A 13,046-nucleotide genomic window follows, 5' to 3' on the forward strand; every position below is an offset into this window, starting at 1 on the left:
ACGGTGATTTTTTTGAAAATAAAACGCGATGGGAACGAGAAATTTTTATGGCAAGACCACCAAAACCGCCCGCTTACCTTGATGAATTAGCCGCGCAGCAGTGGAAAGCAAAGGCAAAGCAACTGGCCGAACGCGGTGATCTGACTCCTGCCGACTGGAACAACCTTGAGCTTTTTTGCGTTAACTATTCGATGTACCGCAAGGCCGTGGGAGACCTTGCCAGACGTGGATTCAGCATTGTGAACAGTCAGGGCGGCGAGAGCCGCAATCCGGCGCTGAGCGCAAAGGCCGACGCTGAAAAAATCATGATTAAAATGTCGTCGCTGCTGGGCTTTGATCCGGTAAGCCGCCGCCGTAACCCGGTAGAAACGGAAGAGGAAGACGAGCTTGACTGTCTGGAATGAGTACGCAAATGCGATAAAAACAGGCGAAACTCCGGCCTGTAAGCGTGTAAAACAGGCCGTTGAAAGGTACTTTTTAGACCTGAATGATCCCCGTTATGAGTTCGATACGGCGACCGTAGAGCGGTTTATCGCGTTCTCCCGGCTCTGTCCACACGTCAAAGGCCCGCTGCGGGGCCAGCCAATCGATCTGGAACCGTGGCAGCAGTTCGCTTTTGCTAACCTGCTGGGCTTTAAAGTCAGAGAGACAGGCCGCCGTAAGTACAGCAGCGCCTTTATTGAGGTGCCGCGCAAGAATGCCAAATCCACCGTAGCCGCCATGCTGGCTAACTGGTTTCTGGTAATGGAGAAGGGCCAGCAGGATATCTACACGGCGGCGGTTAGCCGGGATCAGGCCCGAATCGTATTCGACGATGCCCGCCAGATGTGCCTGCTGTCAAAACCGCTGAAAAAGCGCGTCAATATTCAGGCGCATAAGGTCATTTTCCCGAAGAGCAACAGCCTGTTAAAGCCGCTGGCGGCGAAAGCGGCCACCATTGAAGGGACTAACCCCAGCCTGGCGATTGTCGATGAATACCATCTTCACCCGGATAACGGCGTTTATTCCGCGCTTGAGCTGGGTATGGGCGCACGTCCTGAGGCGATTTTGTTCGCCATCACGACCGCCGGAAGTAACGTGGTCTCTGCCTGTAAACAGCATTATGACTACTGCTGCCAGATTCTGGCCGGGGAAGAGAGCAACGATTCGCTGTTTGTACTGATCTACGAGCTGGACGACGAAAGCGAGGTTGAGCAGCCGGAAATGTGGATCAAGGCTAACCCCAACCTTCATGTGTCCGTTGATGCGGCGAAACTGGAGTCCACCATCCAAAAAGCGCGGGGCATACCGTCGCAATGGGTGGAAATGCTGACCAAGCGTTTCAATATCTGGTGCCAGGGCTCCACGCCGTGGATGGGTGCCGGTGCATGGGATGCCTGTGCGCTCGACTATACCGAAGACGATCTGGCCGGAATGGAGTGCTACGCCGGGTTTGACCTGTCCTCAACCAGCGACATTACCAGCGTTAGCTACGCTTTCCCGTTCGACAGGGAGATCCGACTCCTGACCCGCCATTATCTGCCGGAAGCGCAGTTGCTTAACGTCGCCAACAAAAACCGCACCATCTACCGCCAGTGGGTGAAAGCGGGCTGGATACGCACCACACCAGGCGACTGCATCGACTATGACCGCATCCGTGACGATATCCTGCGCGACGCTGAAATCTTCAATATCCGGCTGGTGGGCTTCGATACGTGGAACGCCACACACCTGCGCACCCAGCTACAGGGGGCGGGCCTCGATGTGGAGCCTTTCCCGCAAACCTATCTCAAATTCAGTCCGGTAGCGAAATCCTTTGAGGTGTTCGTGAATCGCAAAGTTGTGCGCCACCGTGGCGATCCAGTTCTGGCCTGGGCGATTGGTAACGTGGTGATGGAGTCTGACGCAAACGCCAACATCAAGCCCAATAAGAAGAAATCTTCCAACAAGATAGACCCGGCAGTATCCGCGCTGATGGCATTCGGCACATTCCAAGCTGAGCATGAGGATTTTGCTTTTGATATGAGCGCCAGCCACAAACAGCGGCTGGCGACATTTAACGGTATATGACAGGAGTAATACGATGAATACAGCTAACAATGAAACACTTGCTAACATCCGTATGTTTGGCCCGCTAGGCAAGACCTTCGGGAAAACTCACCAGCGAATGGTACGGACTACACATGAGGCTTTCCGCGCTTTGGCCGTAACGATTCCCGGATTCGAAAAATACATGAATACAAGCAGGGCTCGCGGTTTAACGTATGCGATTTATGTCGGGAAAAAGAACATTGGAGCAGATGACCTGGAGTTTTCGAATAACGGGCGCGAGATTCATATTGTGCCTGTGTTAATCGGGAGCAAAAAAGCAGGGGTGATGCAAACTATTCTAGGCGCGGTGCTGGTGGCGGCGTCAATCTGGATGCCTGGCGTTGGCATTGCAACCAGTAACATGATGTTTGCTGCTGGTTCAGCAATGGCAGTAGGAGGTGTAATGCAAATGATATCTCCGCAGGCGCAAGGCCTTGCCAGCAAGCAAAGCGCCGATAATAAAGCCTCGTATGCGTTTGGAGGTGTCACCAACACTGCCGCCCAAGGCTACCCGGTACCGTTGCTATACGGTAAGCGCCGAATAGGCGGTGCAATTATTTCGGCAGGGATCTACATCGAAGACAGGCAGTAATTTTGAAACTAGTAAAAACGCGCTGGATACAGTATTAATCGAAATGGCCCATCAGTTGGGCCATGAGCTGAATGAGCAAGACAGACAATTCATCCGTACGAGCGTTGCCAATTCTAATATGCTAAAGAGCGATACCGCCAGCTAATGAATACTGCATATCAGTAGATAAAAAACCTAAAGAGTTAGAAGGCTGATTATCAGCAATGTAATTTTAATAAAATGTGATCAAATAAAATGTTCTACTTCGATGAATGACCAATAATGCTGTTTCGCGCTGTGTTTCCCCAAGTTCTTTTTTGTAGTTTTGTTTTGGATACTAAGCGCTTCCGATAAAGCAGGTCACATAAAAATATTGCAACAAAAAAATTAAACTTACTTCTAGGCGTTCGCTCAGCAATATCAGGACCGAGCCAAGGAAGTTGTTCTAGTAAAGATGCTACTTTTGCACTTTGGAAAGACACTCCATCCCAGCTATGGCCGAATTCGTTTCTAATCTTACGTAGTACTGAAATTTCCTTGTATTCATGGGGCATGATAAGGCCAAGTGAATGTGCCATTGCTGCGCGTGAGGAAAAGGTTCCCAAAGGGGCACTAAAGCCATTCAAAAGTGTTTCTGTGCTTTTGTCATCTATTAGATATGCTTCAAGAATTTCTTTAAGCCATTCATCCAGAATCGAAGCGGCTAAGAGTACAGATCCCCGGTCTGATTCTTTATTAAATTCATTGAGGAATTTCCCCAAGCTTTCTACTTCTGGCTCTTGAGTCATTAATACCTCGTGGTTGCGAATTGAACTTAACCCACATAGTTTATGGACTTAAGTATAGATCTACCGGGGTTTGTTCATCAAGGTGCGGCGGTGTTCGCCGAGCCATGTAGTCAGTCGTGTAGTCAGTTAAATAAAAAAGGCACTATCCCATGCCGAGTAGTGCCTTTTAAGTCAACAACATAGCTGATGTTTATCAGTTCATGCCGTATTTTTTCAGTTTTTTACGCAGCGTACCGCGGTTGATGCCCATCATCAGCGCCGCGCGGGTCTGATTACCACGGGTGTATTGCATCACCATGTCCAACAGTGGCTGTTCTACTTCAGCCAGTACCAGCTCATAGAGGTCATTCACATCCTGACCATTCAGTTGAGCAAAATAGTTCTTCAGTGCCTGTTTTACCGAGTCACGGAGCGGTTTTTGGGTTACCTGATCCTGAGAGTTAACGGTAGAAACGGTCAGTACGTCAGAATTTACGCGTTGTTCGAACATAGTTCTGTCAGCTCTTTATTTCTGTTTACGCAAAATTTTCGAAGTATGCCTCCAACGCCTCCAGCTGTTCGCTGGCATTCTCAATGGCGTTGAATGTGCGCCGAAACTGGTCATTCGGGGCGTGCTCCTGGAGATACCAGGAGACGTGTTTACGCGCGATTCGATAACCTTTTACATGACCGTAAAAGTCATGCAGTTCCCGAACGTGCGCGCAAAGCAAGCGCTTAACCTCTGCCAGTGGCAGCGGAGCCAGCAGCTCCCCAGTGTCCAGATAGTGCTGGATTTCCCGAAAGATCCAGGGTCTTCCCTGAGCTGCGCGGCCTATCATCAGGGCATCCGCCCCCGTATAGTCGAGCACAGCTCTGGCTTTAAGCGGGTCAGTAATGTCGCCATTCGCGATAATCGGAATGGAAACTTTCTGCTTAACTGCCCGAATCGTGTCGTACTCAGCTTCTCCATTGAACAAACAGGCGCGGGTGCGTCCATGAATGGTCAGAGCCTGAATGCCACACTCTTCAGCCAGTTGGGCAATCTCTACGCAGTTACGGTGCTCAGGCGCCCAGCCTGTGCGAATCTTCAGGGTTACAGGAACATCCACTGCGCCAACCACCGCGGTAAGGATCGATTTCACCAAATCCGGGTGCTGCAACAGGGCGGAACCAGCAAGCTTGCGATTCACCTTTTTAGCCGGACAGCCCATATTGATATCAATAATTTGAGCGCCACTTTCCACGTTAATACGTGCGGCTTCCGCCATCTCTTCCGGGTCGCTGCCCGCGATTTGCACGGTGCGAATACCGGGCTCATCAATGTGCACCATCCGCAGTCGTGATTTGTCGCTCTCCCAGACCTGCGGGTTAGACGACATCATCTCGGATACGGTTAAACCGGCTCCCATCTCATAGCACAGCGTCCGAAAAGGTCTGTCAGTAATGCCAGCCATGGGCGCTGCGATCAGGCGATTTCTAAGCTGGTGGTGTCCGATGCGCATGAGTTAAGAAATGACCATACTGTGACTGCAAGGCGGCGTATATTACGCATTTTTTGCACGAGATGAAAGGCCAAACTTTGAGCAATCCACTGTTGTAGATCAAGGAATAGCCAGTCCCGGAGGGGGAAACAAGCATTACATCATAAATTTCATTGAGTTATGGCAAAGCTAAAATTTTTAGCTTGCCGATAAATTCACGACATTTATCGTTTTTAATGGGGCTATAAGCAGCATAACTGCTGATTTTTAAGCCAAAAAAAAGCGGATTTTGCGAACCCGCTCTCATTTTTATGCCGATACTTTCAGCCTGCTATTCGATGACCAACCGGCCATATAGCTGCTGTGTTGGACGATTATTGGCGTGCCCCATCGCCGATTTAAAGTGGGCAAGCTGCTGGGGGGAGAGGGTCAGGGGTTGTTTCATCACCAGCCAGGTGACCCCTTCTGAACAGGGCGGTGTGGTCAGCGACCCGCTAAAACGCCAGTAGGTCTTGTCACGCGGCAGCAGCGCCGCCATATCGATGCGCTGCGCCGTCAGCGAGCCAGAGGCGCCCCGCTCAGGGAGATGCTCCCCCAGCGCTGCCAATTCGCGGTTTACTGCCCCCGTTTCAAACAGCACCGCGACAACGGTGATGTCACCCTTTGCGGAGGTATGAACCAGATGCATCTCCAGCGGCGCATGCTTGCCATGCAGGGTATGTTCACTCGGCGCGTGGAAGTGAAACTGCTGCAGATGCGAGACGGTGCCCGCCAGCTCAATGGTATTGAGGTTGTGGATGAAGTTGGCTTGCAGAGTATGGCCATTGTTTATCAACAGCGTGGGGCTTTCACGGTAGTGGGTGTTAAACGGCGTGAGATGGGCAGTGACGATATTATCAATATCAATCGGCGACTGGTTTTTACCCATCCTGCAGGTCTCAAACTCGTGACTTAACTCGCCCCAGTGTTCTGGCGAGGTTGCGCCTTCATAGCTCCATTGAGCGGAGCAGGCAAAGAGAGGAAACAGGCTTGCTATCGCAAGCGCTGTTTTTGCTATACGAAGTGACATATTATTCGTCCAATGAATTTTTATAAATCAATACCTTGCCGCGAATTCTGCGGCGGTGGTTAATTATAAACTTCGACGGAAATAAATCACTACAGGATGTGTGGGCATTAAAAAACGTGGCCAGTTGGCCACGTTCTGGAACTACTTTTTCTGGCCGGTGATCCGGCACCACTCCTCTTTTTCAACCACCGGATCGAGGTTGAAAAGATCGGCGTAAGCCTCGCAGACGCTCTGCGCCTGACTGGCAAGGATGCCCGATAGCCCCAGCAGGCCTCCGGTAACAGGCAGAACACTGATCAGCGGTGCCAGTTCGCGCAGCGGACCGGCAAGTATATTCGCGACCACAACATCGGCTTTCATCTCCGCAGGCTGGTCGTCCGGCAGATAGAGCTCAAGGCGCTCAGAGACGCCGTTGCGCTCGGCGTTATCGCGGCTTGCCTGGATCGCTTGCGGATCGATATCGATCCCAATCGCTTTTGCCGCACCCAACTTCAGGGCGGCGATCGCCAGAATGCCAGAGCCGCAGCCAAAATCGATCACCGTTTTGCCCGCCAGATCGAGGCCATCAAGCCACTGCAGGCAGAGCGAAGTGGTCGGATGGGTGCCGGTACCAAATGCCAGGCCGGGATCGAGCATCACGTTGACGGCAGTTTCATCCGGCACATCGCGCCAGCTTGGGCAGATCCACAGACGCTCGCCGAAGCGCATCGGATGGAAGTTATCCATCCACTCGCGCTCCCAGTCTTTATCTTCCAGCTGCTCAATTTTGTGCGCGAAGCCTTCGCCCAGCAGCGGATGGAAGGCGAGTTGGGCCACCACCTCCGCCATTTCTGTTTCAGCGTCAAACAGGCCGATCACATCGGTATCGCCCCACAGGCGGGTCTCGCCCGGCAGTGGCTCAAATACCGGGGTATCGTGCGTGTCCTGGAAGGTAATGGAGACTGCGCCTGCTTCCATCAGAGCGTCGCTCAGATCTTCAGCATGCGCGCCGGTGGTGTTCAGTTTCAGTTGGATCCATGGCATGGCGTTACTCTTTATTGATTAGCAGAAAGTGAAGCAGCCTGCGGTACCGGGCGACCAAAACGGTTCCCGACCACAAAGGCCAACAAACTCAGCAGCAGCGAGGGCACAATCGGATGAAAGCCCAGGTACTGAATATTCAGGGTGGCGAGCACGGCATACAGCACGCCGCCGACAATCATCGCGCTAAGCGCGCCTGCGGCATTCGCGCGCTCCCAGTAAAGCCCCAGCACCAGCGGCCACAGGAACACGGCCTCAAGACCGCCGAACGCCAGCAGGTTCAGCCAGATGATCATCTCCGGCGGACGCCATGCTGCCAGCATCATCAGCACGCCGAGGATCAGCGTGGTTGCCGTTGAAATGCGCTTCAGGCGCGGCTCATGACGAATTTTAGTCGGCTGGGCGCTGAGCCACAGATCTTTAATGAGGGTTGCTGAAGCCTGCAACAGATGGGCGTTGACGTTGGACATGATCGCCGCCATCGGGGCCGCGAGAAATAGCCCCGCCGCCCACGGTGGCAGCACTTCCACCATTAAAGTCGGGATCACCTGATCCGGCACCGACAGATGTGGCAGCACCGCCCGGCCCAGCGCGCCTGCCAGATGCATACCGAGCATCAGTAGCGCAATGACAATGGTGCCGATAATAATGCCGCGATGCACCGATTTGCTGTCTTTATAAGAGATGCAGCGCACGGCGGTATGCGGCAGGCCAATCACGCCAAAGCAGACCAACACCCAGAAGGAGGTCATAAAAGCCGGGGTCAGGATATCGCTGGCACCATGGGGGCTGACCAGTTTCGGGTCGATCTGCCGCAGGGTATCAACCGCATGATGCAGGCCGCCCGCCGCGTGGATCACGCCCGCCAGCAGCACAAGTGTGCCGATCAGCATCACCATTCCCTGCATGGTGTCGTTCAGTACGCTGGCGCGAAAACCGCCAAACGCGGTGTAGAGCGCAATGGTGATGCCGAAAATCAGCAGGCCAGATTCATACTTAATACCCGCAGCGGTCTCCAGCAGGCGCGCGCCGCCGATAAACTGCACGGCAATCGCCCCGACAAAGGCCACCAGCAAACTGATGCTGGCGAGCCACACCACCGCCCGGCTCTGGTAGCGGGCCATCAGCATATCGTTGAGAGTAATGGCGTTATACCGCCGGGCAAGAATGGCGAATTTTTTGCCGAGGATTCCGAGCGAGAGCCAGATGGTCGGAACCTGGATCATCGCCAGCAGCACCCAGCCAAGGCCGAATTTATAGGCAGCCCCCGGGCCGCCTATAAAGGAGCTGGCGCTGACATAGGTCGCCGTCAGGGTCATCGCCAGCACAAATCCGCCCATTGAGCGGCTACCGAGGAAATACTCGCTCAGGAAGGTGCCGCTGCTGCGTTGGCGCATGGCATAGAAGGAGAGGCCGAAAACGATGAACAGGTAGATCACCAGCACGGCAATAATTTCAGTTTGCATCCTTATCCTCCAGCGGGATATCACGGAAGATAAAACGCACCATCGCCCAGCAGAGCAGCACAAACACCAGCGGCGTTAACAGGCAGGCCATCTCAAACCAGTGGGGTAAACCGGTGATGCCCTGCGCCGAATCAGGTAGGTAAGCACACACTAACCAGGCAGCAAGATAGAGAAGGGTCAGCCACAGCGCCCAGCGGGCCTCAATGTGTGCCTGAACAAAACGGTTGTCCATTTTATTCCCTTATGGATGAAGAAAGCGGGGATTGTACCTTAAGGGAAAGATGAGGGGAGAGAAAAAGAAAAAAGGCCGGAAGAACCGGCCTTTTGCGCGTCATCGCGATTATTTTTCCTGCAGACCGAGTTTCTTCTCCAGGTAGTGGATGTTGGTTCCACCGTGCTGGAAGTTCTCGTCGGTCATAATACGCATCTGCAGATCGACGTTGGTTTTAATTCCGTCGATGATCAGCTCCTGCAGCGCATTCTTCATGCGTGCAATGGCCACATCACGGCTCTCGCCGTAGCAGATGAGCTTGCCGATCATGGAATCGTAATACGGCGGTACGGTATAACCGGCGTAGATATGCGATTCCCAGCGCACGCCAAAACCACCTGGCGCATGGAAGCGCGTGATTTTGCCCGGGCTCGGCAGGAAGGTGTTGGGATCTTCAGCGTTAATACGGCACTCGACCGCATGACCTTTGATCACTACCTCTTCCTGAGTGATGGAGAGTGGCTGACCGGCAGCGATACGCAGCTGCTCTTTAATCAGGTCAACGCCGGTGATCATTTCGGTTACCGGGTGCTCTACCTGAATACGGGTGTTCATCTCAATAAAGTAGAACTCGCCGTTCTCAAACAGGAACTCGAAGGTACCCGCGCCGCGATAGCCGATATCAACACAGGCTTTCGCACAACGCTCACCGATATAGCGACGCAGTTCCGGCGTGATGCCCGGAGCCGGTGCCTCTTCAACCACTTTCTGGTGGCGACGCTGCATGGAGCAGTCTCGCTCGGCCAGATAGATCGCGTTACCCTGACCATCTGCCAGCACCTGGATCTCGACGTGGCGAGGGTTTTCCAGGTACTTCTCCATGTAGACCATGTCGTTGTTGAACGCCGCTTTCGCTTCCGCGCGCGTCATGGCAATGGACTGCGCCAGGTCGGCGTCTTTGCGTACAACGCGCATGCCGCGACCGCCGCCGCCGCCGGAGGCTTTGATGATAACCGGGTAGCCGATGCGTTTTGCATGGGCGCGGTTAGCGTCAACGTCGTCGCCCAGCGGGCCGTCAGAGCCCGGCACGCAAGGTACGCCCGCTTTCTTCATTGCCGTGATCGCAGACACTTTGTCGCCCATCAGGCGAATGGTGTCGGCTTTCGGGCCGATGAAGATAAAACCGGAGCGCTCAACCTGCTCAGCGAAGTTGGCGTTCTCGGAGAGGAAGCCATAACCCGGGTGAATCGCCACTGCGCCAGTGATTTCGGCCGCAGAGATGATCGCCGGAATATTCAGGTAACTTTTAACGGACGGTGCCGGACCGATACAGACCGTTTCGTCCGCCAGTAATACGTGTTTTAAATCGCGATCCGCCGTGGAGTGCACAGCGACGGTCTTAATGCCCAGCTCTTTACAGGCACGAAGGATTCGCAGTGCAATCTCGCCGCGGTTGGCGATAACAATTTTATCCAGCATGTGCGCCTCGTTACTCGATGACGACCAGCGGCTCGTCAAATTCAACCGGTTGGCCACTTTCGACCAGAATGGCTTTCACCACGCCTGATTTGTCGGCTTCGATCTGGTTCATCATTTTCATCGCTTCAACGATGCAGAGGGTGTCGCCCACGTTAACTTTCTGGCCGATTTCGATAAAGGCTTTCGCATCCGGGCTCGGGGTGCGATAGAAGGTTCCGACCATCGGGGAACGTACGATGTGACCACTGATTTCTGCTGTGGCTGCCGGCGCTTCGCTTACGGTAGCGGCTGTCGAGGAGACAGCATTCGCCAGGGCAGGCTGTTGTTGCATCATCGGCGCGGCGTAAGCCTGCTGCATCATCGGGAAACTTGCGGCAGGGGCGCTGCGGCTGATGCGCACAGACTCTTCGCCTTCGGAAATTTCCAGTTCGGAGATGCCTGATTCTTCAACCAGCTCGATCAGCTTTTTAATCTTACGAATATCCATGAGTGGGTTCCGTACTCTTGTTTAGTGTGATTGTGACAGGCGTTTTACCGCCGTCTGTAAAGCGTATGAATAACCGTCCGCACCAAGCCCGCAGATAACGCCAACGGCAATATCCGAGAGATAGGAGTGGTGGCGGAACGGCTCCCGCGCATGTACATTGCTGAGGTGGATCTCGATAAACGGGATATTCACCGCCAGCAACGCATCACGGATAGCAACACTGGTGTGCGTAAACGCGGCCGGATTGATCAGGATGAAGTCAATTACGTCTTTAGCCTGATGAATACGGTCGATGATTGCGTACTCCGCGTTTGACTGAAAATGCGCCAGTTCCACATTGAGCGACACGCTTTCTGTTCTCAAAGAATTAACAATCTCCTCAAGCGTCAGCGTGCCGTACTTCTCCGGCTCTCGCGTTCCGAGCATATTCAGGTTCGGTCCGTTCAAAACCAGTATCTGGAACTTATCAGCCATTATGCTGCTATCTCCTGCGATTCTTCGACAAAAAACAAAATATACCTTCGATTCGCGCTTGTCACCTTTTCGGAGCTTAAAAAAGTCCGATAAGCAAATCAAAGTCGCACATTATAACCATTTCGTTGCATTTGGCAGCTAAATACTGGTCTTATCTGAGAAGATTCTAATCCATGTTGCGGGAACGCGTCGCGAAAGGCGCTTTTTCTGCGGGGAACCCCGCAAAAACGGTGGCTAACGCCACCATTGGCGGAACTTCTTGTAACGTAACGCTAACAATGCCAGCGCGGCAGCGGCGTAGAGAACAGGCTGCGGAGAGAGGATTTTAACCGACCAGAGATAGTGGACAGGGGCGAGGATCGCCACCAGATAGACGACGTTGTGCAGCGTTTGCCAGCGTCTGCCCAGTTTACGCTGCGCCCACTGCGTCGAGGTGGCTGCCAGCGCCAGCAAAATCAGCCAGCTGATTGCGCCAAGGGTTAAATAGGGGCGGGTAGTCAGCTCCTGTCCCAGCAACGCCAGGTTATTAATGCCTAATTCCAGCAGCGTGTAGCTGACCAGATGTAAGCTGGCCCACGCAAAACACCATAACCCAAGCAGCCTGCGTGTGCGGATCAGCAGCGGCTGTTTGCCGTAGCGCGCCAGCGGAGCGATCAGCAGGCTGGCAAGCAGAAACTTCAGCGCCATCCTGCCGGTAAAATGTTGAATATCTTTTGCCGGATCGGCGCTGAAGTAGCCCTGGTTGGCAGCCCAGAAGAGCCAGAGCAGAGGCAGAAAGCCGGCAAGATGTAGCGCAACTTTAAGCCATGTGACCTGTTTCACCGTTAACCGCACTTAGAAATTCTCCCGCAAATTGAGACCGCGATAGAGGGAAGCCACCTCTTCACCGTAGCCATTAAACAGCAGCGTCGGCTGGCGTTTCACATCCAGTGCGCCGCCCGAACCGATAAACCGCTCCGTCGCCTGCGACCAGCGGGGGTGATCGACATGGGGGTTCACATTGGCATAGAAACCATACTCATTCGGCGCGGAGAGGTTCCACGTCGTTGGCGGGCGCTGGCTGGTGAGCTTGATACTGACAATAGACTTAATGCCTTTAAAGCCATATTTCCACGGTACGGTCAGGCGGATCGGCGCACCGTTTTGCGGTGGGAGCGCTTTACCATACACCCCAACGGTGAGCAGCGTGAGCGGGTGCATCGCTTCATCTATACGCAACCCTTCTACATAGGGGTAGGCCAGACCGCCGCCAATAAAGCGATCCTTCTGGCCAGGCATCTCATCGGGAGCGTAGCGCGTCTCAAAAGCGACATACTTCGCTTTGCTGGTGGGTTCAACCAGCGCCAGCAATTTATGCAGCGGAAAGCCTACCCATGGCACCACCATTGACCAGGCTTCTACGCAGCGCATGCGATAGATACGCTCTTCCAGCGGAAAGCGCGAGGTCAACGCCGCGTGATCGAGCGTCAGCGGTTTCGCCACTTCGCCATCAATGGTCAATGTCCAGGGATCGGTCTTCATGCTGCCGGCATTGGCGGCAGGATCGGCTTTATCCAGCCCGAACTCATAAAAGTTGTTGTAGCCGGTCACTTTCTCTTCCGGCGTCAACGGCAATTTACTCTGCCATTCGGCAGGCTGTGTAAACGTCAGCGGTTTACCGGCAGGCGCTTTTGGGCGGTCATTGCCTTTAAACCAGTCAAGAAGGTCGGCATGCGCCACTGAAGGGAGTGTGGCAGCTGTTGCACCGATGCCCAGCATCTTTAATACCTGGCGGCGCTGCATAAAAAAGATGGATTCCGCTGTGACATCTGCTTCTGTTAATTTTTTCGTCATAACATCCTCTGAGGGCGTCGCGGTAGGCGTAGGGAAAACTACGTTAACGCGAAGAAGAGTAAGTTAGCAATTAGTCAAAATTGCGTGTTAAAGACATTCTTTAAGCTTATTGATGATT

15 protein-coding genes are annotated in these 13,046 nt (G+C 53.5%); 3 read left to right on the forward strand and 12 right to left on the reverse strand.

Annotation, left to right across the window (positions count from 1 at the left end):
• The first annotated feature begins 47 nt into the window (after window positions 1-47).
• From PU683_RS05845 to PU683_RS05855, 3 genes are read left to right on the forward strand one after another with little or no spacing between them, the layout of a single operon-like run.
• Window positions 48-404, forward strand: coding sequence for a phage terminase small subunit P27 family (locus PU683_RS05845; protein WP_277170628.1), 357 nt, complete (start codon window positions 48-50; stop codon window positions 402-404).
• Window positions 388-2,049 (forward strand): terminase large subunit, encoded by a 1,662-nt coding sequence (locus tag PU683_RS05850; protein WP_277170629.1) that lies wholly within the window; start codon window positions 388-390, stop codon window positions 2,047-2,049. The genes PU683_RS05845 and PU683_RS05850 overlap by 17 nt, the downstream gene beginning before the upstream one ends.
• A gap of 13 nt (window positions 2,050-2,062) precedes the next feature.
• Window positions 2,063-2,662, forward strand: a complete 600-nt coding sequence (locus tag PU683_RS05855) for a tail assembly protein (RefSeq protein ID WP_277170630.1) — start codon at window positions 2,063-2,065, stop codon at window positions 2,660-2,662.
• Window positions 2,663-2,901: 239 nt separating this feature from the next.
• Here the strand turns inward: PU683_RS05855 and PU683_RS05860 are convergent, their stop codons facing one another.
• The 12 genes from PU683_RS05860 to msrP all read right to left on the reverse strand — a co-directional run bounded on the left by PU683_RS05860 (window position 2,902) and on the right by msrP (window position 12,928).
• A complete protein-coding gene (locus PU683_RS05860) occupies window positions 2,902-3,429 on the reverse strand; it encodes a hypothetical protein (RefSeq protein ID WP_277170631.1) in 528 nt (175 codons plus the stop codon).
• A gap of 193 nt (window positions 3,430-3,622) precedes the next feature.
• Window positions 3,623-3,919 (reverse strand): DNA-binding transcriptional regulator Fis, encoded by a 297-nt coding sequence (gene fis, locus PU683_RS05865; RefSeq protein WP_000462905.1) that lies wholly within the window; start codon window positions 3,917-3,919, stop codon window positions 3,623-3,625.
• A 25-nt stretch (window positions 3,920-3,944) separates the two neighbouring features.
• Window positions 3,945-4,910, reverse strand: coding sequence for a tRNA dihydrouridine synthase DusB (gene dusB, locus PU683_RS05870; RefSeq protein ID WP_277170632.1), 966 nt, complete (start codon window positions 4,908-4,910; stop codon window positions 3,945-3,947).
• 310 nt (window positions 4,911-5,220) lie between these two features.
• Window positions 5,221-5,958 (reverse strand): carbonic anhydrase, encoded by a 738-nt coding sequence (locus PU683_RS05875; protein WP_277170633.1) that lies wholly within the window; start codon window positions 5,956-5,958, stop codon window positions 5,221-5,223.
• Window positions 5,959-6,099: 141 nt separating this feature from the next.
• Window positions 6,100-6,981 carry a 50S ribosomal protein L11 methyltransferase gene (gene prmA, locus PU683_RS05880; RefSeq protein WP_277170634.1) on the reverse strand — a complete coding sequence of 294 codons (882 nt, stop codon included), beginning with the start codon at window positions 6,979-6,981 and terminating at the stop codon, window positions 6,100-6,102.
• An 11-nt stretch (window positions 6,982-6,992) separates the two neighbouring features.
• Window positions 6,993-8,444 (reverse strand): sodium/pantothenate symporter, encoded by a 1,452-nt coding sequence (panF, locus tag PU683_RS05885; RefSeq protein ID WP_277170635.1) that lies wholly within the window; start codon window positions 8,442-8,444, stop codon window positions 6,993-6,995.
• Window positions 8,434-8,676, reverse strand: a complete 243-nt coding sequence (locus PU683_RS05890) for a YhdT family protein (RefSeq protein ID WP_023481056.1) — start codon at window positions 8,674-8,676, stop codon at window positions 8,434-8,436. Before PU683_RS05890 ends, panF begins: the two co-directional genes overlap by 11 nt.
• Before the next feature lie 108 nt (window positions 8,677-8,784).
• On the reverse strand, window positions 8,785-10,134 hold the full coding sequence (accC, locus tag PU683_RS05895; RefSeq protein ID WP_277170636.1) for an acetyl-CoA carboxylase biotin carboxylase subunit: 1,350 nt from the start codon (window positions 10,132-10,134) through the stop codon (window positions 8,785-8,787).
• Between the two features lie 10 nt (window positions 10,135-10,144).
• Window positions 10,145-10,621, reverse strand: a complete 477-nt coding sequence (gene accB / locus PU683_RS05900) for an acetyl-CoA carboxylase biotin carboxyl carrier protein (RefSeq protein ID WP_277170637.1) — start codon at window positions 10,619-10,621, stop codon at window positions 10,145-10,147.
• Window positions 10,622-10,642: 21 nt separating this feature from the next.
• Window positions 10,643-11,095: a type II 3-dehydroquinate dehydratase gene (gene aroQ / locus PU683_RS05905; protein ID WP_277170638.1), complete on the reverse strand. Its 453-nt coding sequence runs from the start codon at window positions 11,093-11,095 to the stop codon at window positions 10,643-10,645.
• Between the two features lie 234 nt (window positions 11,096-11,329).
• A complete protein-coding gene (gene msrQ, locus PU683_RS05910; RefSeq protein WP_277170639.1) occupies window positions 11,330-11,929 on the reverse strand; it encodes a protein-methionine-sulfoxide reductase heme-binding subunit MsrQ in 600 nt (199 codons plus the stop codon).
• On the reverse strand, window positions 11,930-12,928 hold the full coding sequence (msrP, locus tag PU683_RS05915; protein WP_277170640.1) for a protein-methionine-sulfoxide reductase catalytic subunit MsrP: 999 nt from the start codon (window positions 12,926-12,928) through the stop codon (window positions 11,930-11,932).
• Window positions 12,929-13,046 lie beyond the last annotated feature (118 nt).

Origin of the sequence: Candidatus Kosakonia sp. 282A-S69, assembly GCF_029433855.1 — a bacterium.
Lineage (GTDB): Bacteria > Pseudomonadota > Gammaproteobacteria > Enterobacterales > Enterobacteriaceae > Kosakonia > Kosakonia cowanii_A.

Coding starts and splice junctions, on each gene's coding strand:
- accC (WP_277170636.1), bottom strand. CDS start 10,134: ATGCTGGATAAAATTGTTATCGCCAACCGCGGCGAGATTGCACTGCGA.
- fis (WP_000462905.1), bottom strand. CDS start 3,919: ATGTTCGAACAACGCGTAAATTCTGACGTACTGACCGTTTCTACCGTT.
- PU683_RS05845 (WP_277170628.1), top strand. CDS start 48: ATGGCAAGACCACCAAAACCGCCCGCTTACCTTGATGAATTAGCCGCG.
- PU683_RS05875 (WP_277170633.1), bottom strand. CDS start 5,958: ATGTCACTTCGTATAGCAAAAACAGCGCTTGCGATAGCAAGCCTGTTT.
- PU683_RS05855 (WP_277170630.1), top strand. CDS start 2,063: ATGAATACAGCTAACAATGAAACACTTGCTAACATCCGTATGTTTGGC.
- PU683_RS05860 (WP_277170631.1), bottom strand. CDS start 3,429: ATGACTCAAGAGCCAGAAGTAGAAAGCTTGGGGAAATTCCTCAATGAA.
- dusB (WP_277170632.1), bottom strand. CDS start 4,910: ATGCGCATCGGACACCACCAGCTTAGAAATCGCCTGATCGCAGCGCCC.
- msrP (WP_277170640.1), bottom strand. CDS start 12,928: ATGACGAAAAAATTAACAGAAGCAGATGTCACAGCGGAATCCATCTTT.
- accB (WP_277170637.1), bottom strand. CDS start 10,621: ATGGATATTCGTAAGATTAAAAAGCTGATCGAGCTGGTTGAAGAATCA.
- aroQ (WP_277170638.1), bottom strand. CDS start 11,095: ATGGCTGATAAGTTCCAGATACTGGTTTTGAACGGACCGAACCTGAAT.
- PU683_RS05890 (WP_023481056.1), bottom strand. CDS start 8,676: ATGGACAACCGTTTTGTTCAGGCACACATTGAGGCCCGCTGGGCGCTG.
- prmA (WP_277170634.1), bottom strand. CDS start 6,981: ATGCCATGGATCCAACTGAAACTGAACACCACCGGCGCGCATGCTGAA.
- panF (WP_277170635.1), bottom strand. CDS start 8,444: ATGCAAACTGAAATTATTGCCGTGCTGGTGATCTACCTGTTCATCGTT.